The 26,554-nt window shown below is 49.6% G+C and carries 30 protein-coding genes; 28 read left to right on the forward strand and 2 right to left on the reverse strand.

Annotation, left to right across the window (positions count from 1 at the left end):
• Positions 1-200: 200 nt before the first annotated feature.
• From FHT67_RS03730 to FHT67_RS03780, 11 genes are all read left to right on the forward strand, one after another.
• Positions 201-686 carry a MarR family winged helix-turn-helix transcriptional regulator gene (locus FHT67_RS03730; protein WP_132304050.1) on the forward strand — a complete coding sequence of 162 codons (486 nt, stop codon included), beginning with the start codon at positions 201-203 and terminating at the stop codon, positions 684-686.
• Positions 680-2,407: an ABC transporter ATP-binding protein gene (locus FHT67_RS03735; RefSeq protein WP_167195812.1), complete on the forward strand. Its 1,728-nt coding sequence runs from the start codon at positions 680-682 to the stop codon at positions 2,405-2,407. The genes FHT67_RS03730 and FHT67_RS03735 overlap by 7 nt, the downstream gene beginning before the upstream one ends.
• Entirely contained in the window at positions 2,404-4,266 is a 1,863-nt protein-coding gene (locus tag FHT67_RS03740; protein ID WP_167195815.1) for an ABC transporter ATP-binding protein, read from the forward strand. The genes FHT67_RS03735 and FHT67_RS03740 overlap by 4 nt, the downstream gene beginning before the upstream one ends.
• Before the next feature lie 394 nt (positions 4,267-4,660).
• Positions 4,661-5,398, forward strand: a complete 738-nt coding sequence (locus FHT67_RS30485) for a DUF3221 domain-containing protein (protein WP_132304054.1) — start codon at positions 4,661-4,663, stop codon at positions 5,396-5,398.
• 636 nt (positions 5,399-6,034) lie between these two features.
• Entirely contained in the window at positions 6,035-6,436 is a 402-nt protein-coding gene (locus FHT67_RS03750; protein ID WP_167195819.1) for a DUF4362 domain-containing protein, read from the forward strand.
• 11 nt (positions 6,437-6,447) lie between these two features.
• Positions 6,448-6,921, forward strand: coding sequence for a GNAT family N-acetyltransferase (locus FHT67_RS03755; protein WP_167195822.1), 474 nt, complete (start codon positions 6,448-6,450; stop codon positions 6,919-6,921).
• A 15-nt stretch (positions 6,922-6,936) separates the two neighbouring features.
• On the forward strand, positions 6,937-7,236 hold the full coding sequence (locus FHT67_RS03760) for a hypothetical protein (protein WP_132304060.1): 300 nt from the start codon (positions 6,937-6,939) through the stop codon (positions 7,234-7,236).
• Positions 7,226-7,906: an HAD family hydrolase gene (locus tag FHT67_RS03765; RefSeq protein ID WP_167195825.1), complete on the forward strand. Its 681-nt coding sequence runs from the start codon at positions 7,226-7,228 to the stop codon at positions 7,904-7,906. Before FHT67_RS03760 ends, FHT67_RS03765 begins: the two co-directional genes overlap by 11 nt.
• Before the next feature lie 126 nt (positions 7,907-8,032).
• On the forward strand, positions 8,033-9,334 hold the full coding sequence (locus FHT67_RS03770; protein WP_167195828.1) for an NAD(P)/FAD-dependent oxidoreductase: 1,302 nt from the start codon (positions 8,033-8,035) through the stop codon (positions 9,332-9,334).
• On the forward strand, positions 9,312-10,175 hold the full coding sequence (gene sigJ / locus FHT67_RS03775; RefSeq protein ID WP_167195831.1) for an RNA polymerase sigma factor SigJ: 864 nt from the start codon (positions 9,312-9,314) through the stop codon (positions 10,173-10,175). Before FHT67_RS03770 ends, sigJ begins: the two co-directional genes overlap by 23 nt.
• A 232-nt stretch (positions 10,176-10,407) precedes the next feature.
• Positions 10,408-10,647 carry a hypothetical protein gene (locus FHT67_RS03780; protein ID WP_167195834.1) on the forward strand — a complete coding sequence of 80 codons (240 nt, stop codon included), beginning with the start codon at positions 10,408-10,410 and terminating at the stop codon, positions 10,645-10,647.
• A 75-nt stretch (positions 10,648-10,722) separates the two neighbouring features.
• Here FHT67_RS03780 and FHT67_RS03785 read toward each other — a convergent pair whose 3' ends face one another.
• Positions 10,723-11,121, reverse strand: a complete 399-nt coding sequence (locus tag FHT67_RS03785) for a hypothetical protein (protein ID WP_208403103.1) — start codon at positions 11,119-11,121, stop codon at positions 10,723-10,725.
• Positions 11,122-11,525: 404 nt separating this feature from the next.
• Here FHT67_RS03785 and FHT67_RS03790 point away from each other — a divergent pair, with 404 nt between their 5' ends.
• The 9 genes from FHT67_RS03790 (at position 11,526) to FHT67_RS03830 (ending at position 21,894) form a co-directional block, all read left to right on the forward strand.
• Positions 11,526-13,169 carry an extracellular solute-binding protein gene (locus FHT67_RS03790; RefSeq protein WP_167195837.1) on the forward strand — a complete coding sequence of 548 codons (1,644 nt, stop codon included), beginning with the start codon at positions 11,526-11,528 and terminating at the stop codon, positions 13,167-13,169.
• 116 nt (positions 13,170-13,285) lie between these two features.
• The gene (locus FHT67_RS03795; protein ID WP_208403149.1) at positions 13,286-14,140 is read left to right on the forward strand and encodes an ABC transporter permease; all 855 of its coding nucleotides are present in this window, start codon (positions 13,286-13,288) and stop codon (positions 14,138-14,140) included.
• A gap of 11 nt (positions 14,141-14,151) precedes the next feature.
• Positions 14,152-15,033, forward strand: coding sequence for a carbohydrate ABC transporter permease (locus FHT67_RS03800; protein ID WP_132304086.1), 882 nt, complete (start codon positions 14,152-14,154; stop codon positions 15,031-15,033).
• A 42-nt stretch (positions 15,034-15,075) separates the two neighbouring features.
• Positions 15,076-16,206: a glycoside hydrolase family 88 protein gene (locus FHT67_RS03805; protein WP_167195844.1), complete on the forward strand. Its 1,131-nt coding sequence runs from the start codon at positions 15,076-15,078 to the stop codon at positions 16,204-16,206.
• 211 nt (positions 16,207-16,417) lie between these two features.
• The gene (locus FHT67_RS03810; protein ID WP_167195847.1) at positions 16,418-18,781 is read left to right on the forward strand and encodes a helix-turn-helix domain-containing protein; all 2,364 of its coding nucleotides are present in this window, start codon (positions 16,418-16,420) and stop codon (positions 18,779-18,781) included.
• A 10-nt stretch (positions 18,782-18,791) separates the two neighbouring features.
• Positions 18,792-20,402, forward strand: a complete 1,611-nt coding sequence (locus FHT67_RS03815) for an extracellular solute-binding protein (protein ID WP_167195849.1) — start codon at positions 18,792-18,794, stop codon at positions 20,400-20,402.
• Positions 20,403-20,494: 92 nt separating this feature from the next.
• Positions 20,495-20,890 (forward strand): phage holin family protein, encoded by a 396-nt coding sequence (locus tag FHT67_RS03820; protein WP_243711582.1) that lies wholly within the window; start codon positions 20,495-20,497, stop codon positions 20,888-20,890.
• A gap of 74 nt (positions 20,891-20,964) precedes the next feature.
• On the forward strand, positions 20,965-21,360 hold the full coding sequence (locus tag FHT67_RS03825; RefSeq protein ID WP_132304094.1) for a YhjD family protein: 396 nt from the start codon (positions 20,965-20,967) through the stop codon (positions 21,358-21,360).
• A 144-nt stretch (positions 21,361-21,504) separates the two neighbouring features.
• A complete protein-coding gene (locus tag FHT67_RS03830; RefSeq protein ID WP_015843678.1) occupies positions 21,505-21,894 on the forward strand; it encodes a cupredoxin domain-containing protein in 390 nt (129 codons plus the stop codon).
• A gap of 47 nt (positions 21,895-21,941) precedes the next feature.
• On the opposite strand, the gene FHT67_RS03835 is transcribed toward FHT67_RS03830, so the two are convergent.
• Complete coding sequence (locus tag FHT67_RS03835; RefSeq protein ID WP_243866966.1) at positions 21,942-22,184, reverse strand: hypothetical protein; 243 nt, start codon at positions 22,182-22,184, stop codon at positions 21,942-21,944.
• A gap of 124 nt (positions 22,185-22,308) precedes the next feature.
• On the opposite strand from FHT67_RS03835, the gene FHT67_RS03840 reads away from it, so the two are divergent.
• From FHT67_RS03840 to FHT67_RS03870, 8 genes are all read left to right on the forward strand, one after another.
• The gene (locus tag FHT67_RS03840; RefSeq protein WP_127496932.1) at positions 22,309-22,596 is read left to right on the forward strand and encodes a Dabb family protein; all 288 of its coding nucleotides are present in this window, start codon (positions 22,309-22,311) and stop codon (positions 22,594-22,596) included.
• Positions 22,597-22,621: 25 nt separating this feature from the next.
• Positions 22,622-22,744: a hypothetical protein gene (locus FHT67_RS30300; RefSeq protein WP_015843681.1), complete on the forward strand. Its 123-nt coding sequence runs from the start codon at positions 22,622-22,624 to the stop codon at positions 22,742-22,744.
• Between the two features lie 4 nt (positions 22,745-22,748).
• Positions 22,749-23,195 (forward strand): DUF86 domain-containing protein, encoded by a 447-nt coding sequence (locus FHT67_RS03845; protein ID WP_132304098.1) that lies wholly within the window; start codon positions 22,749-22,751, stop codon positions 23,193-23,195.
• Between the two features lie 49 nt (positions 23,196-23,244).
• Positions 23,245-23,925: a helix-turn-helix transcriptional regulator gene (locus FHT67_RS03850; RefSeq protein WP_208403104.1), complete on the forward strand. Its 681-nt coding sequence runs from the start codon at positions 23,245-23,247 to the stop codon at positions 23,923-23,925.
• A 112-nt stretch (positions 23,926-24,037) separates the two neighbouring features.
• The gene (locus tag FHT67_RS03855; RefSeq protein WP_165930572.1) at positions 24,038-24,499 is read left to right on the forward strand and encodes a DUF948 domain-containing protein; all 462 of its coding nucleotides are present in this window, start codon (positions 24,038-24,040) and stop codon (positions 24,497-24,499) included.
• A 26-nt stretch (positions 24,500-24,525) separates the two neighbouring features.
• Positions 24,526-24,933: a YtxH domain-containing protein gene (locus FHT67_RS03860; RefSeq protein ID WP_167195855.1), complete on the forward strand. Its 408-nt coding sequence runs from the start codon at positions 24,526-24,528 to the stop codon at positions 24,931-24,933.
• Between the two features lie 180 nt (positions 24,934-25,113).
• On the forward strand, positions 25,114-25,923 hold the full coding sequence (gene racE, locus FHT67_RS03865) for a glutamate racemase (protein ID WP_167195858.1): 810 nt from the start codon (positions 25,114-25,116) through the stop codon (positions 25,921-25,923).
• A 115-nt stretch (positions 25,924-26,038) separates the two neighbouring features.
• Positions 26,039-26,518, forward strand: a complete 480-nt coding sequence (locus FHT67_RS03870) for a MarR family transcriptional regulator (protein WP_132304108.1) — start codon at positions 26,039-26,041, stop codon at positions 26,516-26,518.
• Positions 26,519-26,554: the final 36 nt, after the last annotated feature.

Raw genomic sequence — 26,554 nt, forward strand, 5'->3', positions numbered from 1 at the left:
TTGTAAAGAAAGACACCTTTATGAGAAATAAATGAGAATCTCTTTAGAAAAGCTCTCAGAAAAGTCTCCTCAGAAAAATCTCCTCAGAAAAATCTCATCTTCTTGACGAGTCATAGCGGAGTGAAATATAATTAGGTAGCCTATTATTAAGAGTACTAAAATAATTAGCGGCTTACTTATTTAAAGGGTGAGGTGATCAAATGGCCGGCGGTGGAGAAGAGACCGCAGCACGAAGACTGATTGAAGTATTTATGCTGTTCAACAAGATGAACTGGAACCATCAGCCGATGGATCTGAAGCAGAAGCACAGCGAGCTGCGGCTGCTAGTTGTAATCAAGCGTATGGGCAATGGAGAAGAAGGGGTCAAGGTATCCGATTTAAGCAAATTTCTAAAGGTGACGTCACCAACGGTTACGCAGCTGCTTAACCGGCTTGAAGAGATGGGGCTTATTGTCCGCAAAGAGGATCCGAGAGACAGAAGAGCGGTCCGCGTGTCACTGACGGAAGAGGGTGAATTGACCGCCAAAAAGGCACTGCAGGGTTTTATGCAGCGGATGAACGGTCTCGTTGATTTTTTGGGCGACGAGGATACGGAGCAATTAATCCGTCTGCTCAGGCAGACAACTACTTATTTCGAACAAATGAATCTGAACGATTCAAATGGAGATGATGTTAACAAATGCTGAAATTATTCCGCTATTTAAAGCCGTTTCGGCTTTTTGTAATCGGTGTCTTGGTCTTTGTCTTCTTGCAGACCTTATCTGACTTATACCTGCCAACCTTGATGGCGGATATCGTGGATAAAGGCGTATCCCAAGGCGACAAGTCTTATATTTGGAAAATCGGAGGCTTCATGCTGCTTGTTGCGGCAGGAGGCGGCATTTGCTCCGTGCTGGCCAGTTATTTCTCCTCGAAATCCGCAATGGGTTTCGGACGGGATGTCCGCAGCAAGGTGTTTAAGCATGTCGAGAACTTCTCGCTGCAGGAGTTCGACAAGATTGGCACAGCTTCGCTGATTACGCGGACAACAAACGATATTACGCAGGTACAGCAAGTGCTTATCATGATCCTGCGAATGATGATTACCGCGCCAATGATGTGTATCGGCGGGATCATTATGGCGATCTCGAAAGATGCCAAGCTGTCGCTTGTTTTTGTTGTCGTTATTCCGGTACTGGCAGGCGCGATCTTCCTGGTCGTGCGCAAAGGCATTCCGTTGTTCAAAGCGATGCAAGTGAAGATCGATAAATTGAACCTGGTATTGCGCGAAGGCTTGACGGGTATCCGCGTTATCCGTTCGTTTGACCGGATCAGCCACGAGAGTAAGAAATTCGACGCGGCAAACGCCGATCTGACGGATACGGCAGTGCGCGTAAACAAAATCATGGCGGTCCTTATGCCGCTGATGATGCTGATCATGAACATTTCGACGATCGTCATTATTGCGATCGGCGGTATCCGCATTGACCATGGCAATATGCAAATCGGTTCGCTGATGGCTTTTATCCAGTACGGCATGCAAATCATGTTCTCGCTACTCATGATGTCGATGATGCTGATTATGATTCCTCGCGCGCAAGCATCGTCTGTCCGTATAAATGAAGTGCTCGATATGGTGCCAACGCTGTCCGACAAAGAAGTAACGAAGAAAAACAACGGCAAAGAAGGCTATCTGGAATTCCGCGGGGTGACTTTCAGCTATCCGGGCGCGGAACAACCGGCGTTGTCGGATATTTCGTTCCAGGCGGGCCCAGGCGAAATCACTGCCATAATCGGCGGTACCGGTGCGGGTAAATCCACGCTGGTCAGCTTGATTCCGCGTTTCTATGACGTGGATGCGGGTCAGATTATGGTTGACGGCATGGACATTAGAGATATGTCCCAAGAGGATCTCCGTCATAAAATCGGCTTTGTTCCGCAAAAGGCGGTTCTCTTTACGGGAACGGTAGCGGAAAATATCCGTTACGGGCAAGAGGATGCAACCGACGAGGAAGTTGCCCATGCCGCGGCTATCGCGCAGGCGTCCGAGTTTATCGGCCGGATGGAGCAGGGCTACGATTCCATGATTGCCCAAGGCGGCAACAACGTATCCGGCGGGCAGAAGCAGCGCTTGTCCATTGCGCGGGCATTGGTCAGAAGGCCGGAGATTTACGTGTTCGACGACAGCTTCTCGGCGCTGGACTTCAAGACGGATGCGAAGCTTCGGGCGGCACTGAAGTCTGAAGTAGGCCATTCGACCGTTATGCTGGTTGCGCAGCGGGTAAGCACGGTTATGGATGCGGACCGCATTATCGTTCTTGATGAAGGACGTATCGCGGGGATTGGCAACCATAAGGAGCTTATGCAAACTTGCGAGGTTTACAAGGAAATTGTATCTTCGCAGCTGTCAGAGGAGGAGATTGCATGAGCCAGCAAAAAGGAAACGGCCGCCCTCCAAGCGGACCCGGCAGAGGCCCGGGCATGGGTGGTCCCGGCGGATTCGGGATGCCGGTGCAAAAGGCGAAAAACTTCAAAGGAACCCTGTTTCGTTTAATGGCTTATTTGAAGCCGCATCAAACGAAGCTGTTGCTGGTGCTGCTTACCGCGATTTTGAGTACGGTATTCAGTATCGTAAGCCCGAAAATCATGGGTCATGCGATGACCAAGCTGGCCGAAGGCTTTATTGCCAAGCATATCGATTTTGACGCGATAAACCAGATTCTGCTTATTCTCGTCGTTCTCTATATCATCAGTTCGGTATTCAGCTACATTCAGCAGTATCTGATGGCGGGCGTAGCCCAGAATACGGTTTACGATTTGCGCAAGCAGGTGAATGCGAAGTTCAACCGGCTGCCGCTGAAATATTTCGACTCCAAATCCAATGGCGAGATCTTGAGCCGGGTCGTCAACGACGTGGACAATATCGCCAATACGTTGCAGCAAAGCTTAACTCAGCTGATTACGTCCGTTATTACGCTTGTCGGCATTATTATTATGATGCTCACCATCAGCCCGCTGATGACCTTGATCGTCTTCCTGACGATTCCGCTCAGCTTGGCAGCGACGGCCGTTATCGCGAAGCGCTCGCAGAAATATTTCGTGAAGCAGCAGGCGGAGCTTGGCAAATTAAACGGACACGTGGAAGAGATGTATACCGGACACAAGATCGTTAAAGCTTTTGGCCGCGAGCGCGAATCCATGGAAAAGTTCGAAAAGATGAATGAGCAGTTGTACGATGCAGGGTGGCGCGCCCAATTCATCTCCGGCATTATTATGCCGATCATGAGCTTTATCGGAAATATCGGCTATGTATTTGTCAGCATCGTTGGCGGTATCCTCGTGACTAGACGCGCGATTGAAGTCGGGGATATCTTGGCCTTCATTCAGTACACCAGACAGTTCACTTGGCCAATCACGCAGCTGGCGAATATCTCGAACGTTATTCAATCGACTATCGCTTCCGCGGAACGCGTCTTCGAGCTTCTGGACGAGGAAGAAGAAGTGACGGAAGCAAATCCTGCGAAAACGATCACCCGTCCGAGCGGTTCCGTGCACTTTGATCATGTGAAATTCGGTTATACAGCCGATAAAACCCTGATCGATAACATGAACATCAATGTGCTGCCCGGTCAGACCGTGGCGATCGTAGGTCCAACGGGGGCAGGCAAAACGACGCTCGTAAACCTGCTCATGCGGTTCTACGAGCTGAATGACGGGAAAATCACGATTGACGGCGTTAATATTACGGATTTGAAGCGCAGCAATCTGCGCGGCATGTTCGGTATGGTGCTGCAGGATACATGGCTCTTTAACGGCACAATCCGCGACAATATCGCGTATGGCCGTGAAGGGGCTACCGAGGAGGATGTCGTTAACGCAGCGAAAGCGGCTCATGCCGACCACTTTATCCGGACGCTGCCGGACGGTTACGACACGATTCTTAACGAAGAGGCGTCCAATATTTCGCAAGGACAAAAGCAGCTTCTCACTATTGCCCGGGCAATTCTGGCCGATCCGTCCATTCTGATTCTCGACGAGGCGACCTCCAGCGTCGATACCCGGACAGAGGTCTACATCCAGAAGGCGATGGGCCATCTGATGGAAGGCCGTACAAGCTTCGTTATCGCGCATCGTCTGTCCACTATCCGCGACGCGGACCTGATTCTCGTCATGAACCAAGGCTCGATTATCGAGCAGGGTACGCATGAGGAGCTTCTGGAGCAGGGCGGCTTCTATGCGGATTTGTATAATAGCCAGTTTACGGGGAAGGCGATTGAGGCTGTGTAGTTTTAAAAGCAAGGGATTACGGGTTTGTATCTCTTCCGGCCGCTGTTGCCATCGTGAAATTTTGAATTAACTCGTTTTCAACGAGATTTCACGAATGGCAAAGGCGAACGCTTACAAGCTTTCTGCAAGAAAGCTGCTTCGAAAGCATATGCTTTCCTCCAGAGATACAAACCCTCCATCCCCCTATACCCTTAGACTACAATAGCCTCAAATTTAGCCTCCCCGTAATGGCTATTGGTTGAGGGAGGACGATTAAAAGAGAAAGCGTTTAAGCTGCGCTTTCTCTTTTTGTTTTATAAGGTCATAAAAGGCAGTGATGCGCAACAAATGTTATCGGATGGCGTCTTAATAGGTAATTCCAAAGATCGGAAAATGATAAGTGGGGGTACACCATGTGAGAAAGACCTTTATTTTCATTGTTGTGGTTGTTTTAATGGGGGGCTCGTATCTGTACCTTCGTTTTGGACCATTGTCGCCACAGCATGCATTGAAAAAACAATTGGAACAGATTATTGAAGTTCATGATCAAGTGTCTATTCAAGCTCTTTCATTAGACAAACCAACAATGGAATATTTACTTGAGTTGCCGATGGATACAAAAGTTGAATCTGCAACGGATTTTCAAGGAGGTTCAAAACAAGTGGGTTATTTGGTTAGCAAGGTGGGGACCAAGCCGCTTCATGTATATATGACATCGGCTACCAACTCCATATACCATAAGCTTTTTCCTAAATGGACTTTATATAAAATAACAACGGCGCCAAACGGAACATTACCATCCATTCGTGATCTTCAAAAGACTGTTGTATCGGAAAGAAATCAACACGGGACGGAGAAATTAGAAGCGGATAAAGGCGACTTTATTGTTGGAAAAACAGTCGATAGTAACATACCGAAAATTTACGTCGTACATAATATCTCGGAAAAAGAAGCTAGGACAAAGTCCCTTTCTGACTTTTTGACGAATGAGGATAAGGACGATGTGATGATCTACCATGTAAAAGATATTCAGCTTTATAATGACCTTAATATTGGCGAGAAGGTAATGGTAAAAGCAGCGGGGTATATCATGCAATCGCAGCCGCCTCAAGCGGTAGCCGAAGAGATTATTAGATTGAAAGGAGGATGGTAGGCGTGTCCAGAACTATAAATCTATTTATTGGGTTTATCGTTGGAGTAATTCTAATGATACTACCTCAGCCTCATATTTTCGTTATTAGCGATTTGTTGAATGCATTAAGCGGGGGAGACATCATTGACGGTCCAATTCATAAACTTTTGGGAACGATAGGTTTCGTTCTCGTATGTGTATTTGGATATAAAATAGTTACATCGGTTCTTCGCGAGAATTAAAATATAGCAACGGAAAGCAGGGGCGAGACGCAAGTTGACTCAATCGGATACTTATGCCGTATACATATAGATGAGAATACAATCATTCTCAAAATGAACAAGGCGAGCGTATACAGCTAGCAGAGCTGACTACGGAAGATGTGGTTCGGATCATCCCCGTGAAGCCCCAAAATGTGAAAAAAGGGAAAAGAGAATGTACAAATATATAGGGGAGATTGAGGCAAGCGGTAGTAAGAGAATGTCTCGAGGAGATTGGAGAAGAGGTAGAGGTTCAAGATCTTGTCAACAGAATGCATCTTAAAAATAAAGATAAAAGCATGCGTTATCCGGGTGATGTGAATTAGACATTCCACGTTATAGGGGAGGCTAAAATATTTTTAAATACATTTCAGTCATAATACTTATCGTTATGAGTATGAGTTTATCGGCATGTTCAGCCTCTGCTGGAGAGAATAAGTCCCAGACTCCATTTGGAAATGATATTTTGAAAACCTTCGGAAATGAAGATGTTTTGCGCATGCAGCGGTTCATTAATCGATTTCAAGATCACAAATTTGATTACGTTCTTGCCATTCCTCCATTTATCGATGGGGGTTACGTCATCTATGATTTGATCGCGGATGATGGCGATGTCAAGGTCAGAGTGGATACGACACGGGACATGTACAGTAGTGACGCCGGTTTGGAGTTAACCTGCAAAGCTATAGAGTTCGATAACAAAGGAACTGTAGCAGTCGAGCAGTGCACAGGTCCAGAGGGTGTTGAAGTTCCCCATTACTCTTTGTTCTCATTTGATCAACGCGAAAAAAAGGAATAGGAGCATGGATTGTGAAGGTCGTAAACGCAGCGAAAGAGGATATAAAGCAGTGGTTGATATTGGCTGTTGAAGTGGAAGAGTTGTTTGGACCGATGGTGAATGATCCATTGTTTGTTCGGACGCTTGAACGCAATATTTGCGAGGGCAGGGCATTTTGCATACGGGAAAATGACGGGGTGCCTGGAGAACCGTTGCTTGGAGGCATCCTGATCTCAACGAGAAATGCTCCTTCCTATAAGATAGGCTGGCTGGCAGTATCTGAAAAGGCAAGAAATCAAGGAGCGGCCTCCGCGCTTATGAGGCATGTCCTTGAACTTTTTCAATCCCCGGCAGAGGTGTCAGTCGTTACGTTTGGCGAAGATTTGGAGGGTGGACTTCCGGCAAGAAAGCTGTACGAAAAGTTTGGTTTTGTACCTCAAGAAGATCCCGTTCCGCGTGGACCGGAAGGCGGCGGCAGGCAGTTATACATATTAATGTTGGATTAAAGAGGAGGGGATGCCATGAGACTTGAAGAACATCAGATTTCTGAATTGTACAACAGTCTAGCGGCGGCAGAACAAGATGAATTAATCAGGCTGCTATCGAAGGCTTTTAAAACTGAAATTTCGCTGATGCAGGAAGCATTGGCCTCCATGCCTCTGGAACAATTGATGCCTATGAGAGATATCGTTCGCGGGTATGTATTAACGAAGAAAAATGTGCCTAGTATCATGGATGCTTATACTGCGCTTGATACGGGCAAGCTGCCAAGGAAGATCTCGTTTGGCCGTGGACGGGAGCCGGCTGACCATGCGGATTAAAGCGGTACTCTTTGATCTGGACGGGACGTTGCTCGACCGCGATGCCTCATTGGCTTTGTTTATCGATGATCAATATGAACGTTATCCGGCGTTTCAGAAGGTAGCCAAGGATATTTTTGCGAAGCGGTTCATTGAACTTGATCAGCATGGCTATGTGTGGAAGGATAAGGTATATCAGCAGCTGTTGGCGGAATTCCAGATTCCAGGCTTACGGTGGGAAGAGCTGCTGGACGATTATTTGAAGTCGTTTCAACAGCATTGCGTCGGGTTCCCTCATCTCATTGAGATGCTGTCCTCTATAAAAAGCCGCGGAATCAAAATCGCCCTTATTTCAAACGGTTACGGCCAATTTCAGTACGATAATTTCAAAGCATTAGGCATTAGTCCCTTTTTCGACGAGGTTCTTATCTCGGAATGGGAAGGGCTGCGCAAGCCGGATCCGGCTATTTTTCAAAGAGCTTTGGACAAGCTTGGCGTGAAGGCGAAGGATGCCGTTTTTGTCGGCGACCACCCGGATAGCGATATAAGAGGCAGCCGTGCGATTGGCATGAAGGCTGTGTGGAAGTACAACCCTTACTTTTCTCCCGATGTTGAGGCGGATGGCGTTATTCATGATTTGGATGAACTACTCAAGTTTGTATTTCCAGCTGCCGGTTTATCGTTTAAGTAATAATCGATCAAGAACATGAAGGTGAGTTAGGCGAAGAGATTCGCCTTAAAAATTTTTTTGCTTAGGTGTCACACTTCATATCCCCTCCCCGTCATACAGATAAAAATGGCGAAGGGATGATGTGCGATGCAAAAGGTTGACGTTGTTGTGGTTGGTGGAGGAATTGCGGGGTTAACCGCTGCTATTTACGCAGCCAAAGCCGGGAAACAAACGGTGGTCATTGAAAAACAGAACCGCTTGGGCGGCCGAGCCGTTTCCAACAAGAAAAAAGGTGCTTACTTTAATCTGGGCGCGCATGCCTTGTATCAGGGGGACGCGTATGCGACTTTCAGGGAACTGGGATTGGCCTTACAAGGAAAGCGGCCTTCATCGTTCGCTTATGGCGTTTGGAAGGGGAAATTAAGCCCCTTGCCTTCGGATATGAAATCCTTGTTTACAACCCCGCTATTGTCCTGGCAAGGAAAGATGGAGTTTGCTTCCTGCCTTATGAAAGTTAAAAAAGCGGATACTCGTCAATTTGACGGAATCAGTATCCGCGAATGGGTAGAAGGGAATATGCGAGATCCGATGGTACGCAATATCTTTTATTCGCTCTTGCGTGCCGCCAGTTATGTGGTTGGGCCTGATTTGCCAGCCGCTGGTCCCGTGTTGAAGCAGCTGCAGAATGCCCTTAAAGGCGCATTGTACCTGGATCGCGGCTGGGGCGAAATGGTTGAAGAATTGCATAAAAAGGCATCCGATCTGGGCGTAACGTTTTTAACCAATAGCAAAGTCTCGTCCATCGATACCCATGGAGGTATCGTACGGCAGGTGCTCTGCGCAGACGGAACGAAAATCGATACGAACCATGTTATCCTTGCCACAGCGCCTTCCATCGCCAATGAGTTGGTGCCCTTTGCGGAAAAAACCGCCCTTCATACTTGGAAAGAACAAGCGATTGAGGTCACCGCGGCTTGCCTCGATGTGGCCTTGAAGCGGCTTCCCGAGCCTAAACAACAATTTGCTTACGGGATTGATCAGACCGTGCTTTTCAGCAATTATTCTCGTGCTGCTTATCTAAGCGACGATGGAGCGCAGGTCATATCGCTTATTAAGTACCAAGGGAAAGAACCGGACCCGGATAAAGATTTGAAAGAACTGGAAGGCGTGCTGGATTTAATGCAGCCGGGATGGCGGGAAGAATTGATTGTCAAGCAATACCTTCCAAAAATGACGGTTTGTCACGACTTTATGCATATGAAACGTCTTGCGAATCCCGGACCCGCTGTCCCTGAAATACAAGGATTGTATGTAGCAGGAGAATGGGCGTCGCATGGTGAAGTATTGGCCGATGCGGCGACGGCAAGCGCCAAAAGAGCCGTACAACACATGTTCTCCCTTGAGGGTAAGGAGAGGAATGCCTTTTATGAGCATAGAGGAGTTATATAAACGTTATAAAACGGAGCTGTTTTCGTTAGCCTATCGGATGCTCGGCAGCGTCATGGATGCGGAAGATATCGTACAAGATGCTTTTTTGAGCTATAACGGGCTGTCTGATGCCGGGACCATTCGAAACGAAAGGGCATTTTTATACAAAATCGTCACGAATCGCTGTCTAGATCTTTTGCGCTCGTCGGCCAAAAAAAGGGAAATGTACGTTGGTCCTTGGCTTCCGGAGCCCCTCCTCGATAAAGGGACCCCGGACAACGACCCATCCCATAAGTATTTGCGGTCCGAGTCGATTTCCACGGCTTATCTTCTGCTTCTGCAGCAACTGAGCGCAACGGAAAGGGCGGTGTTTCTTCTTCGGGAGATTTTTCATTATTCGTTTGAAGAGATTGCCGATATGGTCGGGAAAAGCAGTACGAATTGCAGGCAAATTTTCCACCGGGCCAAAAAAAGCATCCATTTCGACCCGGATGAGCAACCGTCGGTTTCCGTTGCGGAGGAGAATATTAAAGAGTTTGTGAATTCACTCTTGCAAGGAAATACGGCAAAGCTTCTTGAATTGGTAAGCGAAAACGTGGTGTTCTACTCGGACGGCGGAGGCAAAGTAAGAGCGGCGCAAGTGCCTGTTGTCGGATTCGAGCAAGTGCTGAAGCTGCATCAATATTCGATCAACCTGCATGAGGGTAAGATTACGTATTCGTTCCTCATGGTGAATGGGCTCCCCGGAATCCGCCTTCGTTCGGATGAAGGGCTTCAATACGTTTATTCTTTTGCATATCGGGATCATAAGATCGAAGCGATTTATGCTGTCGCCAATCCGGAAAAGTTACGCCATCTATAGTAATATGGTCCCTATCTCCGATTTTTTTGGGGATAGGGTCTTTTTTTCTTTCATTTTGACACCTATCGTAAGATCGTCTACCTCACCTACTTAGCAGACCTTATTTTTGTATCCCTAAATAGAGCGTTTTATCGGTTTGGCTGGGTAAGCAAACACGATAAAGTAAGGATTAAAGAAAGCACTTACATTTTGCATGAAGCGCTTTCTCCAATAAGAGAGGGGTAGTCGAAACATGAGGAATATGGGAAGCCGGGCATCACTTCTCGGAGGTGGGCAGCTTGACTTGGGGGGAGCGGGGCATGTGCCTGCAAACAGTACGGTCCAAAACGACTCCCGCTATCAGAATCTTCCGTACCGCAAGCTGTTCCTGGAAGCGGCGCAACATGCGAAGCTGGCGCCAAATACGGATAAGTATTCCGCCCTTTACGCAGTTCTGTCGGAGGAGCTTCGAAATATCATTGCCAACCGATAGGCTCGTTTTATGTAGCTCTCGCATCAGCCATTATGGTTGATGCGAGGCCTTTTTCATTCCTTTCGGACTTTGCTGTTATAAACGGATTCTAACTAAGTCATTATTTAATACCGTACTGCCCTCTTGCGGTACAAAAGCGGCGTTCGTGCCGAAGTTGTTGATAATGACATTTGTAGTTCTTGAGGTTACAACGACAACCTCGTAATGAAATTGGATACCGCCGACATTGGTCGAAAAGCTGCTAAACCTGTTGGCCGGAATTGTACGGTTCGTAGTACTCAGTACGACAGGTGAGCCGGAATCCCAGTTAATGACGATGACCCTTACCGTAATGGCTGAATTTCGGCGATTCAATATTTCGGTATGGGCAATAGTGACGGCTGTGCTTTTGTTAATGACGCCCGTGCTCAATGCGGTGGAGCTGCTTTTAATATTCGCCTCTTTCTGCAGCAACGCAACTAATTGCGAATTCATTTTGCTGCTTTTGGTCACTCTCTTTGCCGTTGTTTTTTTAAATCTTTTCATTTTCAAACTAACCACTCCTTCAAACTGTAATTCATATATTGTATTTGCGTTTTCATAGATTCACCTGTGCGAATGAAGGAGTGAAATCACCTATTTAATAGATTCATAGAATCCATGCCCTAAGGAAGTAAAGTCTCTACCGCCTGTTCCACCAAATTCTCGATTTTCCCCATTGCATTGTTCAAATCATCACTCCCTCTGCGTGCAGCCCATCAATCCCATTTCCCGTTTCGTCAATTCCCCCTTCTCAAATCACGATTCCATTGCGCGTTTTGCCCATATCGACTCGAACCTCTCTCCTTTACTCTGTGAATGTAGCCATTTTCACTAAACAATTAAACGGAGGTAGGGTCATGAAAAAATGGGTAGCAGGTTCGCTCAGCATCGCATTGCTGGGAACAATGCTCGCCGCATGTTCTTCCAATAATGATAAGAACAGCGAGAGCAACGCAAACGCAGGCAACGGCGGCGGCAGTTCTTCGGAACAGCCGGCAGAAGCAACAACGTATCCGATCAAGACGGATAAGACGCTCTCGTATTGGGGCGAAATTAACGGTCAGCTGATCGGCGTGAAGGAATCGCACAAGGATATTCCGTTCTTCCAGGAATGGCAGAAGAAAACCGGCGTACCGCTGGAGTTTACGGAGCCGCCAACCGGGCAGGTAAAGGAAGCGTTTAACGTCATGCTCGCATCCGGCAAGCTGCCGGATATGGTCGAGTACAACTTCATCGGAGACTTCCCGGGCGGCCCCGAGAAAGCGATCCAGGACGGCTATATCGTGAAGCTGAACGATCTGATCGATAAATACGCGCCTAACCTGAAGAAGTATCTGCAGGAAAATCCGGATGTCGACAAAATGGTGAAGACCGACAGCGGCAGCTACTACGCGTTCCCGTTCATCCGCGGCGACGAATACCTGCGCGTCTTCCAGGGTCCGATTATCCGCAAGGACTGGCTGGACGAGCTTGGCCTGCCGGTACCGGAAACGATCGACGATTGGACCGCGGCGCTTACCGCATTTAAAGAAAAGAAAGGCGCAGCGGCACCGCTTACGTTCAACAGCAAGCCACGCTTCTTTAACGACGGCGGCAACGGTGCCTTTATGGGCGCGTTTGGCGTAACCCGCGGCTTCTACCAGGAAGACGGCAAGGTCGTGTTCGGTCCGGAGCAAGAGGGCTATAAGCAATACCTGGAGCTGTTCCGCGACTGGTATTCGAAAGGCCTGATCGACAAGAACATCGCAACGGCGGACACCAAATCGGTTGACGGCAATATTGCATCCGGCGCTACGGGCGCATCGATCGGCAATGCCGGCGGCGGTATCGGCAAATGGCAGCCGCTTGTTGAAGCAAAGGATCCGAAAGCCGTTCTGGTCGGCGCTCCTTATCCGGTCCTGAAGAAAGGCGACACGCCGAAATTCGGCCAGCATAACACCGCTTACGCATCCGAAGGAACGGTAGCGATCACGACGCAAGCGAAGGACCCCGAGCTGGCCGTCAAAATGCTCGACTACGGCTACAGCGAGGAAGGCGGCTTGTTCTTCAACTTCGGCACGGAAGGCGTCAGCTACAACATGAAGGACGGCTATCCGACTTACACCGATCTTCTGATGAAGAATCCGGACAAGCTGGCTCCCGCGCAAGCGATCTCGCTGTATGCGCGAGGCAGCTACAACGGTCCGTTTGTTCAGGACAAACGTTATGCGGAGCAGTTCTTTGCTCTACAGTCGCAGCGCGATGCGGTAACCACATGGCAAAAAACGGACGCGGCTAAATACCAGCTGCCGCCGATCACGCCGTCGCCGGAAGAAGCTTCCGAGTATGCGGCTATCATGAACGACATTAACACGCTGATCGACGAAATGTCTCTGAAGATCATTCTGGGCACAGAGCCGGTTGATGCGTTCGGCAAGTACGTGGATAAAATGAAATCGCTCAATCTGGACCGCGCGATCGAAATTCAGCAAGCGGCGCTTGACCGTTACAACAGCCGTTAATAGACAGCAAGAGAGGAGAGGGCCAAGGTCTTCTCCTTCTCCCTCAATAAGGAGTGAGGCATGTGGGGAAAAACCGCTTTATACGCGATTTTAAGCTAAATAAACTGCTCTATCTGATGATGCTTCCCGTCATCGCGTATTACCTTATTTTTCACTATATTCCCATGTACGGGGCGTTAATCGCCTTCAAGGAATACTCTCCGATGAAGGGCATCCTGCACAGCGACTGGGTTGGCCTCAAGCATTTCCATGATTTCTTCGGCAGCTATTACTTTACACGGATCCTTAAGAATACGCTTGTCATCAGCTTGTATTCGTTAATCTTCGAGTTCCCCGCACCTATTATATTAGCGCTGCTCATTAACGAGGTTCAGAGCAGGACATTCAAACGGGTAGCCCAAACGATTACGTATATGCCTTACTTCATCTCCCTCGTAGTCATTTGCGGGATCATTACGGACTTTACGAACGCTGACGGCATTATCAATAGATTGTTTATGCTGTTTGGCTATGACGGCCAAGCGATGCTGCAGAAGCCGGAGCTGTTCCGTCCGATTTACATTTTGTCGGAGATCTGGCAGCGGATCGGCTGGGAATCGATTATTTATATCGCGGCGCTGATGAGTATCGACCAGGAGCAGTATGAAGCGGCAAGAATAGACGGCGCAAGCCGGATAAAGCAGATTTTCTTCATTACGCTTCCGGGCATCCTGCCGACGATTACGATCATGTTCATCCTGCGGATGGGCAATATGCTGAACGTTGGCTTCGAGAAAATCATTCTGTTGTACAACCCGGTTACCTACAATACGGCGGATGTCATCTCGTCCTTCGTCTACCGGAAAGGTTTATTGGAATTTGGATGGAGCTACAGCTCGGCAGTCGGATTGTTCAACTCCGTCGTTAACCTTGCCTTGCTCGTGACCGCCAATTATATCAGCCGCAAGGTGAATAAAAGCAGTTTATGGTGAGGTGAGAATCCATGCAAATGAAGGCGACTTTATCCGAGAGAGTGTTCGATGTCGTTGTATACGCCGTCTTGATCCTCCTCATCGTGTCCACGTTATACCCGCTGCTGTACGTATTGTTCGCTTCCTTCAGCGACGCGGGGCAGCTTGTAGCCAATAAAGGCATCTTATGGCATCCGCTCGGATTAAGCCTGGATGCGTACACGAGCGTGTTCAAAAATCCGGGCATTACGACCGGTTACAAAAATACGCTGTTTATTCTGGTATGCGGTACGGTTCTCAATCTGATTATGACCGCGCTGGGGGCGTATGTCTTATCCCGCCGGGAAGTCATGTGGAACAATTTGTTCATGGGCATGATTCTGTTAACGATGTTTTTCAGCGGCGGTCTGATTCCGCTTTACCTCGTTGTTAAAGGCGTAGGCCTCTTGAACACGTTGTGGGCAACGATTATTCCGTTTGCGATCAGCACGTTTAACCTGATCATTATGCGCACCGCGTTCAAAGGCATTCCGGAGGCGCTGGAGGAATCGGCCAAAATCGACGGAGCCAACCACTTTACGATTTTGTTCCGGATTATCATTCCGCTCTCGATGCCGGTTATCGCGGTTATGATTCTGTACTACGCCGTAGACAAATGGAACGGCTGGTTCTACGCATCGATTTTTATCCGCAGCCGCGAGCTGTTCCCGCTGCAGCTGGTGCTGCGCGAGATTCTGATTGCGAATTCGACGGACAGCATGGCGTCCGGCGCTTCGGCAGGAGACCGGTTCCAGATCGGCGAAACGATTAAATACGCGACCATTATGGTCGCTACGGTTCCGATACTATGCGTGTATCCGTTTGTGCAGCGCTTTTTCGTCAAAGGCGTTATGGTAGGCTCGGTTAAAGGCTGATTTATTCCATAGTTAAAGAGAATAATCCGGGAGGCAGGGAATATGCAAGCAAGCTCGATACAAAGCAAATTGGATGTTACGCGCATTTGGAAGCAGCTTGAAGAGAAGGTTGAACGCATGATCGTTCAAATCGGGGATAAATCCCCTCATGTGGCCAAGCCGGACGGCATTTACGATGATCAAAGAATCGATTGGTGGACCTCGGGCTTCTGGCCGGGTATTCTGTGGCTGATGAACGAAGTGACCGGCAATGAAACTTATAAGACAGCGGCATGGTCATGGGATGAGCGTTTGGCGGAGCACATGCTCCGGCCGAACTCGTTCGACCATGACGTAGGCTTCCACTTCCTGCCGACAGCGGTTGCCAAATACCGGATTACCGGAGATAAAGACGCGCAGCGCCGCGGCTTGTTCGCCGCGAACTTCATGGCGGGCCGCTTTAATCTGAACGGCCGGTTCATCCGCGCCTGGAACGGCGACATGCATGGCTGGTCGATTATCGATACTTGCATGAATCTGTCGCTCCTGTACTGGGCATCGGCCGAGAGCGGTGATCCGCGGTTTGCCCATATCGCAAGCGCGCATGCGGATACGGTATTGAAATACTTCATCCGGGAGGACGGCTCCGTGAACCATATCGTCTGCTTCGATCCGGAGACGGGCGAATTCGACCAGGTGCGCGGCGGGCAGGGAGCAGCGCCGAATTCCGGCTGGAGCCGCGGCGCTTCCTGGGCCTTGTACGGAATGGCGAATACGTACCGTTATACCGGAAATATCGAATATTTGCGCGCGGCTCAGCGCGTTGCGCATTATTTTATCGCGAATTTGCCGGAGGATCATGTTCCGCATTGGGATTTCCGCGCGTCGGAGCAGATGGAGGAGGAGCCGCGCGATACGTCGGCGGGAGCGATTGCGGCTTCCGGCCTGATCGAGCTGGCGGCTCTGCTGACCGAGAAAGAAGGCCGCGTGTACCGCGAAGCGGCGGAGCGGATTCTGGGATCGCTCTATTCCGATTACGGCACCTGGGATGAGCCTTCGCATGAAGCCATCTTGAAGCATGGCACGGGTCACAAACCAGCCGGTCAAAATGTCGACGTGTCTCTCATTTACGGAGATTATTTCTTCGTTGAGGCGATCGCGAAGCTGAACGGCTGGAAACAGCGCATGTTCTAATAACGATTACCCCTTAATCGCACAAACAGCCCGATGGGATCATTCCGACGGGCTATTTGTGCTGTTTTCGTGCTTCAGTAGAGCTATCGTCAATCGATTTGCACATATTGCAACTTCCTCTGCCGCCTTTTGTATGCGTATAATAGGGTTCTAAAGCTGGCAAACAACATGAGCAACCTTAACATTTACGTATAGGCGAGGAGATCTTGGTTTGAATATTCGGTCCATTTGGCAGAAACGGAAGAGCATCATCGTAACCTGGCTGATTTCCTATTGCGCGGTATTATTCGTGCCGATTCTAATCAGCTTAATTGTATATTCGCAGTCGAGCGCGGCGCTCCGAAGCGAGATTCACCGTGCCAACGATTCGCTGCTCAAGCAGGTTGGCTATACCATCGATAATCAGGTGGATCAGATGAAGCGTCTCACCATGGAGCTGACCTGGAATGCGAGGCTTCAGACCTTGATGTATTCGAGCAGGACGGAAGCCGATGCGCAGTTCGACGCTTATCAGCTCGTGAAGGAATTTCAGACCTATCAGACCTCTTACGCTTCGATCGACGAATTTTACGTCACCTGGGAGAGGGAGCATGCGGTATTGCGCTCCGGCAATGTCCGCGATATGAAGACGGCGTTTGCTACTCTGCACGACACCGGCCACATGAGCTACGAGGATTGGCTCTCGGCTGTCGAGTCCTCGGAGCATAATCAGTTTACGCTGCTGCCGCTTATGGATGCGGGAGCCACGCAGTCATCCATTGCTTATATTACTCATCTGCCAAAAGATTTGAACGGCAGGCAAGCCGGCACGGTAGTGGTCATGTCGGATTTGGCCAGATTCCAGAATGCCATAAAAAGCATCTCCGGCTTCAGCGGGGGCTATGTTCTAATTCTGAACCGGAATAATGAGGTGCTGCTGTCCAATCTGCCGAAGAAGCAGGGCGAAGAGGTCATCCTGCAGAAGGTGCGGAGCGGCGGGAAAGAGATGCCGACTTCGATGAAATCGGGTGAATCGGAAATCTTTTACCTGCAATCGTCCGTATCGGATCTGAAATATGCGCTGGTGATCCCGAGCAGCATCTATTGGCAGAAGGCCGAATATGTCCGGAAGCTGACGCTGGTGAGCGTACTGATAAGCGTAATGGGAGCGGGCGTGTTGACCTGGTTCTTCATGCGCCGCAACTATTCGCCGATTCAGAAGCTTGTAGAGTCGTTAACGGACAAGAATACCGACGAAGAGCACACGGAATGGAACGAGCTGAATTTCATTCAGCGGGCGGTCAGCCGGACGCGAAGCGAGAAGGATAAAATCGCCATGCAGCTCCAGATGCACCACAACGTGCTGCGGTCGAATATGCTGAGCAGGCTGCTGAAAGGAAGGCTGGATTCGCCGATACCTTACGAGGAAGCCTTCAAGACGTACCGGATGGAGCAAATCTCCGATGATTACGCCGTTATTTTATTTGTCGTCGAGAATGATGAAAGCCTTTACGAGAAGCTGCCGGGCATTGACGACAATGAACGGAGAAGATTCCTTCAATTCATTATCAGCAATGTCGTGGAGGAGCTGGCCGGACGTTACCATCACGCGGGCTACGTGGCGGAAATGGACGATATGATGGTCTGCCTCGTGAATTTGTCCTGCGGAAGCGGGGAGGAAGAGAGCTATAAGCAGGATTTGCACGAGATCGCGACGGAGGCGCAGCGCTTCCTGAAGCGTTACGATATGGATCTTACGGTGGCGATCAGCGGCAAGCACGGCACTTTACCGGGCATTGCAGCCGCTTATAGCGAAGCGGTGGATGCGATGGAATACAAAATGGTGCTCGGCAAAAAGGGAATTATCGCCTATGACGATATCCGGACTAAGCCGTCCGATGCCGTGCAGTTCGGATATTATTACCCGCTTCAGGCCGAGCAGCAATTGATTAATCTGATCAAGATTGGCGATTTCGAACAGGCTTCCGCTTTTATGAACGAGATCACGGACCGCAACTTCCAGCAGCCGATGATGAATTTGACGCTCGCCAAATGCTTTATGTTTAACCTGGTTGGCACGATGGTAAAGGCCATTAACGAGCTTGGCGACGGCAAGGGCAGCGTCTTGAACGATAATCCGAATTGGATGAACAGCATTATGGCTTGCGACACGGTTCAGGAGATGCGGCAGGAGCTTCATGCTTTGTTAAGGGATGTATGCGCTTTCGCCTCGGCAAGGCTAGAATCCAACATGACGCATGAGCGTGCCGAATCCATCCGCGATTTGTCGGCCCGCGTGGCCGGTTACATTGAAGAGAATTACGGAGATACCAATATGAACGTAAATACGATAGGCGAGCATTTCGATTTGAAGGGCAGCTATTTGTCCAAGCTGTTCAAGACGCAGACGGGCGAAGGGCTGCTGGACTATCTGCACAAATACCGGATTGTACAAGCCAAGCGGCGGATGACGGAGCTTCAGGAATCCGTCAATGAAGTATCGCGCGCGGTTGGTTATAACGATGCCGCAACGTTTATCCGGGTATTCAAGAAGTACGAAGGCATAACACCAGGCAAATACAAGGAAATGAATTAGGGGGCTCATAATGAAGAACTATCGCATCATTCCCATCCTCCTGATCACCGCCATATCGCTTAGCTGTCTGGCCGGCTGCAAGCAGACGGGCAATAACGGACAACATGCCGCCGCCCGCGAGATGGAGGAAAAGCAATCTACGGCCGTAGGCGATACCTTGACGTATTGGGCGGAATTAAACGGCAACGCGGCCAGCGTAAAGCCGCGGTTTCAGGACATTCCTTTTTTCCAGGAATGGCAGAAGCGTACGGGAGTGAAATTGAAATTTATTCAGCCCCCCGCCAACCAGGCGAAGCAGGCTTTGAATGTCATGCTGGCATCGGGAGAGCTTCCGGACATGATCGAATACGAATGGGCAACCTTTCCGGGCGGGCCGGAAAAAGCCATTAAAGATGGTTATATCCTGAGGCTAAACGATCTGATCGATCAATACGCTCCGAATCTGAAGCGGTATTTAAGCGAGCATCCGGACATTGACAAGCAGATCAAGACGGCCGACGGCAGCTATTACGTGTTCCCGTTTATTCAGGGGGATGCCCGCCTGCAGACTTACCAAGGCCCCATTATCCGCAAGGAATGGCTGGACGAGCTGGGCTTGTCCGTTCCGGTGACGATTGACGACTGGCATACGGTGCTGAAGGCATTCAAGGAAAAGAAAGGCGTGCAGGCGCCGCTCACGTTTCTCAGCACGCCTAGTCCGCTCTTTGGCGTGGAGAACGGCGCCTTTGTCGGGGCGTTTGGCGTGAAGAAAGGGTTCTATCTGAAGGATGGGCAGGTCAAATTCGGCCCAATCGAGCCGGGATACAAGCAGTTCCTTGCTTTGTTCCGCGACTGGTACGCCGAAGGGCTTATAGACCGCAACATTGCCACGGTTGACACAAGGACGATCGATTCCAGCATGCTGAACGGCAGAAGCGGCGCGAGCATCTGGAATGCCGGGTCCGGCATCGGGACGTGGCTGCCGCTGCTTAAGGAGAAGGACCCGAAGGCCGAATTTGTGGCTGCGCCTTATCCGGTCCTTCATCAAGGGGATCGGCCGATGTTCGGCCAAAGGGTGAATCCTTACATGAGCAGCGGCGGAGTGGCGATCTCGACGAAAAGCAGCCATGCGGAAGAGGCGGTCCGGATGCTGGATTACGGCTATGGAGAAGAAGGGCATCTGCTCTTTAACTTCGGGATTGAAGGCATCAGTTATACGATGCGGAACGGTAAGCCGATCTACACGGATCTGATTCTTCATAATCCGGATAAGCTTGCTCCCTCACAGGCGATCGCGATGTACAGCAGGGCGAGTTATTTTGGCCCGTTTGTCCAGGACGTGGAGTACATGGAGCAGTATTACATGCTGCCCGAGCAGAAGGAAGCCGTGAATATATGGTCGGATACCGATGCCGGGAAATACATGCTGCCGCCGATACAGAAGACCGAGAGGGAAAGCGCTGAATTCTCGGCTATTATGCAGGATGCGACGACGCTCGTGGACGAAATGTCCCTGCGCATTATTCTGGGAATTGATCCTCTCGATTCGTTCGAGGATGATGTTGCCCAGTTAAAAGCGCTGAATATCGACCGGGCGATTGCCATCCAGAAGGCGGCGCTTGACCGCTACAACGCCAATTAGCCCATTTGATAGAATGTATAACATTTGAACAGTCACCCCCTATTATTGCTGCATAAGATAGATAGATTACTTGCAGAAAGGGGTGGCGAGTGTTGCAGTTAGTCATGGTTTGCTCGGTTAGCGGGATTATCGGCTCTGTGATTACGTTTGCATTCGGCGGATGGATGGAATCATTAACTCTATTGGTAGTGGCGATGGGCATTGATTACGTATCAGGCATAACCGCATCAATTAAAGAAGGGAGAGGGTTGAACAGCTTCTTCGGAGCCTGGGGGCTGGCGCGCAAAGGCATGATGCTCCTCGTCATTCTTCTTGCGCATCGCATCGATATTTTGCTTGAGCTGGATAATGTCACCATGGGGGCAGCCATCTATTTCTATATAGCAAATGAAATCATTTCAATTATAGAGAACTATGGCCGGATTGGTCTTCCTCTTCCCGACCGAATCCGCAAAATTATTGAAGTGCTGAAGGATAAAGGCAAGTAACATTAGGGTTGCGTTGTACAAGCGGTTTTCGCTATAATGAGAACAAATGTTCGATTTATAGGGGGCGATAGCAAATGGCTATCCGGTATGCTGATGAGCAGGTGCGCGAGCGCGAAGCTCCGGGCTATTCGGCAGAGGACGAAACAACGCTTGTGCAGCGCTATATCCTGCTTGGAATCGTGATGCTCGTATTGGATCATGATATAAGGGTAATGGGTACGGGGGCTATAAAGCTTCCGAGGCTGTATGAATCGCTGCTCCGCGGCATACAGGATCGGGTATTGCTGGAGCAGGCCGCGCTGCGCCTGCGGTTCAGGAAGGCGGGCATCAAGCTGATGGAGGAACGCAGGCTGAAGGATGGCATGGAGACGGTCTACATATGCCAAGGCAGCACAAAGCGCTGCTATCTGCCATGGAGCTATTTGAAGGCGGAATCGGAGCAGGCGATCAAGCAATACTTTAAAAGTTAAAGTCACAAAAAGTTCATTGTTTTGTCATATTCGGGAAAAAACTTTTCCTGAATCTGCAGTTTAATGTTGAGAACTTCGGACGATCTTATGTAATATAAGAATTAAACACTAAGACAATAAGATCGCAAAGGGGAGCACGTAGCAATGCACAAATGGATCATGTTCGTACTATTATCAGCGGCATCTCTTCTCGGGGTATACTTGCTGACATTCGGCCTCCCAGCCAAACCGGTAGACGAATCTGCTTCACTTCCTGAAGGTACGGTACTCGTTAAAGTTGAAGCGAACAGCGACTTTACTTACGGTCAAGAGGAATACCATGTGAAGGTTGGCGACAAAGTTATCCTGAAGCTGCAGAATAAAAGCGGTATCCATGGTTTGAAGATCGAAGATCTGAACGTAGATCTCGAAGGCGACAATCTCGAGACCAACCTGGAGTTCGACAAGCCAGGCGAATACGTGATGCATTGCTCCGTCCCATGCGGCGCAGGTCATGCGGATATGAAAGCGAAGCTTATTGTAGACGCGGCATAATGATCATAAGGAAAGAGGAGCCCGAGGGCTCCTCTTTCGATTTGTATTCACGCTGTATCGCGTTCGCGGCTTCTGCCGCGTTCAATCAGTCTGTCGGCAATATACCCGAGAAGGGCCCATGTCGCGACGGTGAGTACGTACATAAGAAGAACGTTTACCTTATGGATGTCAACGAACATGTCCGCGATCCATGCCGGAGGGCTAAACATAAAAAACACGAAATTATGCGGGTCGTAGCCGGTTGAATTATAAACGCATAGGGCAAGACCTATGAAGGTAGCCACAAACATAACGGGATAGCGCATAACGTACCGATCCTTTCTCAGGCTAATGTTGCCGTGATGCGACTGCTTGGGTTATTATGTGACAAAAGGATATTTGTCATTCGACAAGTTGAAGGGAGCATGACCATTTATGATTACGCATATCGTATTGTTCAAGCTGAAGGACGGAAGCAGCGAAAACGTGGAACGCACGGCTCAGGTATTGCGGGATATGGAAGGCAAAATCGACGAGCTGAAATCGATCGAAGTTGGGCTTGACGTTATTCATTCGGCACGCTCGTACGACATCGCTCTTATCACGAGATTCGAATCGATGGAGGCTCTTGAAGCGTACCAGGTTCATCCCGTACATAAAAAGGTTATCGAGCATATTAACGAAGTTCGCGAAGCTGTTGTCGCCGTTGACTTCGTAAGCTAACGGGACAGGGGAGCGCGAACCGTTCATGGGAGACGTCTTTGAGATTATGACTTATTTGATCGTGATCCTCATCAGCAGCGTTGTGATGGTGGCATGGTTGAAGAAAAAAGGGAAAAAGAAGAAAGCAAGGCTGAAAGCGGGCGAATAAAAGCATGTATTATGTGAATCAAGAACAAATTGCAGTCAGATTAAAGGCTATTCCGGATATCGCATCGGCTCTAGAAGCATTGGCATCAAGCTGGCAAGGAACGCTGCTCGAAGGCTTGGCCCAGGAGCGTGCTTTGCACCTTGCGATTGAGACCGTCACCGATGTAGGCAGTTACCTGATTGACGGATTTATTTTAAGGGACGCAAGCAGCTACGAGGATATTGTAGAGATTTCCGGGGAAGCGGGTGCTTTCCCGGAGGCGATGCAGCCGCTGCTGATCGAGCTGGTCAAGCTTCGCAAGCCGCTTGTCCAGGATTATTACAGCTGGCCAAGAGCCGAGCTGCATCCCCTGACGAGAGAGATTCCGGAGCAGCTTCGTTTGTTCGGTCGGTCTGTTCAGCAGTATTTGGAACGCGAGCTGCCAGGCGAATCCGATTTACGAAAAGATTGAAATACGTTACAATGACCCTAACAATGCCTGCAAAGGTGGTGATGGGTTGATGCTGGAGAAGCAGCGCGCGATGGAAGCGGAATCCCGCAGCGTGGAAGGAACAACGCGGGGCCGGATCTTGTTCTTGCTGAAGACAAACGGTCGTTTGAGTGCGGGACAGCTATCCGGAGAGCTTGGAATAACCGAAATGGCAGTAAGGCGGCATATGTACGCGCTTGAGCGTGAAGGCAGCATCAGCATCGTCTCCGTCAAGCAGGGGATGGGGCGGCCGGTTCACGCTTACGAGCTGACGCGGCTTTCCGATGACCGGTTTCCGAAAAATTATAATGTACTTGCGCTTGATCTGCTTGAGGAGCTGGCGGAGAACCCCGAGACAGCAGGGCTTATTACCCGGATGTTCGAGGGACGCCAGCAGAAGCTGCTTGACCGATATGAGCCAAGGATGACCGGCAAAAGCCTTGCGCAGAAAGTAACGGAGCTGGAAGCGATTCAGAATGCCGGCGGCTACATGGCTAAGGTAGAAGACAAGGATAACGGTCAATTCGTTCTCCATGAATATAACTGTCCGATTGCGCAAGTTGCGGGCAAATACGAGCAGGCTTGCAGCTGCGAGCTTTCCTTGTTCGAGTCCTTGCTCCAGACGAAGGTGGAGCGGACGGAATGCCTTGCCAAAGGCGGGGGAAGATGCAGCTATACCATTGGAGTTGAACATCAGGCTAACGGTTCTTAACGGACCGTTAGCCTTTTTTATTTGCTTTTCTTGTGTCAGGTCAAGCCCATGCTGCTTATAATGGCAATACGAAATGGGCATTCGCCCGCTTAAGCAAAAGGAGGGGATGGTCATGACGGTTATGGAATGGAGTGCGCTGATTGCTGCCATCACGTTTGTAATTCTTGCTGCGGGCCTTTTGATCGGCGTCCGTACCGCGCTAGTGAGACTGTCGCAGCTGCAGCTTCAGGCGGAAGCGATGCAGGCGGATATCCGGCAGACTTCCGCCAAAGTGGGAGTATTTGCCGATACGGCCCAGCAAACGCTGAGCACCGCGCATCTTCAACTGCAGCAGGCGAACCGGCTTTTTGAAGCGGCGGGACAGATCGGGGATACGATCGGGCATACGACAACGGCGATTCATCGCGTGTCCAGCGTGATTTCGCAATCCGCAGTCAAGCATGCGGAAAGTGCGGCGGCAGAGCGGCAGGCGAGCTCCGTGCTGGAATGGATGGAGCTTGGTATGGCTTTCTGGCAGCAATGGCAGACTAACCGTAAACGTTATGAACCCTCCAACAACGGGCAGGGTGAATAGTTCTAATTTGAAGGGAGCGATTTTTTATGGCATCAAGTAAACAAACAAAAGGGTTTCTGCTGGGCGCAATCGCGGGAGGCATCATTGGTTCGGTGACGGCATTATTGTTCGCGCCCAAAGCGGGCAAGGAGCTGCGTCATGACATTTCGGAAGGCGCAAGAAGAGTACAGGAGCAGACGGTTAGAGCGGCTGGTCAAGTATCCGATACAACGGTTAGAATCGCGAAGCAAATCGGCAATCAGGCGACTGAGCTGGCGGATACGGCAAAAGCAGCAGCCGGAGCGGCCGTATCGAGCGTGAGAGAACGCCGGGCCGAGCTGGCGGGAGCTGCACATGAAGTTACCGATGAAGCTGCCGATGAAGTAACGGATTCTTTTGAAGAAGCGGCGGAAGAGGTTTTCGAAGACGCAAAAGAGCTTCAAACCATCAACTAATTAAACCTTAAGACGTACCGGAATCGGTTGCTGCAATCACCCCTGACATCCCTGTGATTTCCTTGAACCTTATATGGAATTGAGATAAGATGATGGAGGTACATTTTCGTGCCTCGTTTCATATAGTATTGAAGCTTTAAGGTCTCATTTACATCTTAAGTTCAAGAAAGCGGTGTGTTTGTGCAGCAACCGATTGCGATACTAGACTCAGGCGTAGGCGGCCTTACCGTTGCCAGAGAGGTCATGCGCCAGCTGCCGCGTGAAAAAATCGTTTATTTTGGCGATACCGCCAGAGCTCCTTACGGTCCGCGCGACCCGAAGGTTGTGACTCGTTTTACGCGTGAAATCGTTGATTATTTGGTTCATTTTCGTCCTAAAATGATTGTTATTGCTTGCAATACCGCAACCGCATTTGCTTTGGAGGAAATACGCGCAATCGTCGATATTCCCGTAGTTGGCGTCATTAAGCCGGGAGCAAGAGCGGCGCTTGGCCGGACGATTACAGGCTGTATCGGAGTAATCGGCACGGAAGGTACGATAAATAGCGGCGCTTACGAGCATGCTTTGCTTGAAATCTCTCCTGATGTGCGTGTCATTAGCGAAGCGTGCCCTCTTTTTGTTCCGCTTGTAGAGAAAGGGAATTTCCGCTCTCTGCAAACCTATGAAACCATCCGCAGTTCGATCGGCCACCTGCGCAAGTTCCCGATGGACAGCTTGATTCTGGGCTGTACCCACTATCCGTTTCTCGCCGATGTCATTCAGGAGGTTGTTGGTCCCGACATTCACCTGATCAATTCCGCCGACGAGACTGCGCGCGAAGTAAGCCTTATCCTGCATGATAAAGGGATGTTGGCCCAGGAAGAGGAGCTGCCGGTGCATCAATTTTTCTGCAGCGGGGAGCCGCAAATGTTCAAATCGATTGCCCAGCAGTGGCTTGGCGAGCAAATTGAGCTGACGCCTGTCGTATGGCAGGTGCCTCAGATCGGATAACAAATAACGGCTGTCCTGATTCGCGTTCCCGGGCGAAAGCGATAAGGGCAGCCTTTAACCATTGCAATCATACATAATCTAATAGAGAAGGCACCGACGGATAGGAGGACAAGCCATGAATAAGGAAGATCAGGTCATAATGGGTTTCAGAGAATTATACAACAAGCTGGCTTGGCTTAATAAAACGAAGATGGAAGTCAGTCTTAAAGGTTACAAGTCTTCTGAAGTGCATTGCATCGAATATATTGGAAGAAACCCGGATTCCAACGTGACCAAGCTTGCGGAATCCTTTTATATGACAAGCGGCGCCATAAGCAAAATGACGAAGAAGCTCATGAGCAAGGGATTGATCGAGAGCTATCAGAAGCCGGAAAACAAGAAGGAAATCTATTTCCGGCTTACGGAGCAAGGAAAAGCCATTGACAAAATCCACTATGATCTTCATAAAGAATTTCAAGAGCGGGATAAAGCCGTATTCGAGTTGGTTACGGACGAACAGTTCGATGGCGTTCTTAGATTCGTCGAAAAATACAGCAGGCATTTGGATGCGGAAATAAAGAAACAAGGGTTGGATATGAAGTCGGAAAATGAATAAAGAAGAAGCATCAAACGCAGGCAGTCCGTTTCTTTC

The sequence above is a fragment of the Paenibacillus sp. BK720 genome, assembly GCF_011761545.1.
GTDB lineage: Bacteria > Bacillota > Bacilli > Paenibacillales > Paenibacillaceae > Pristimantibacillus.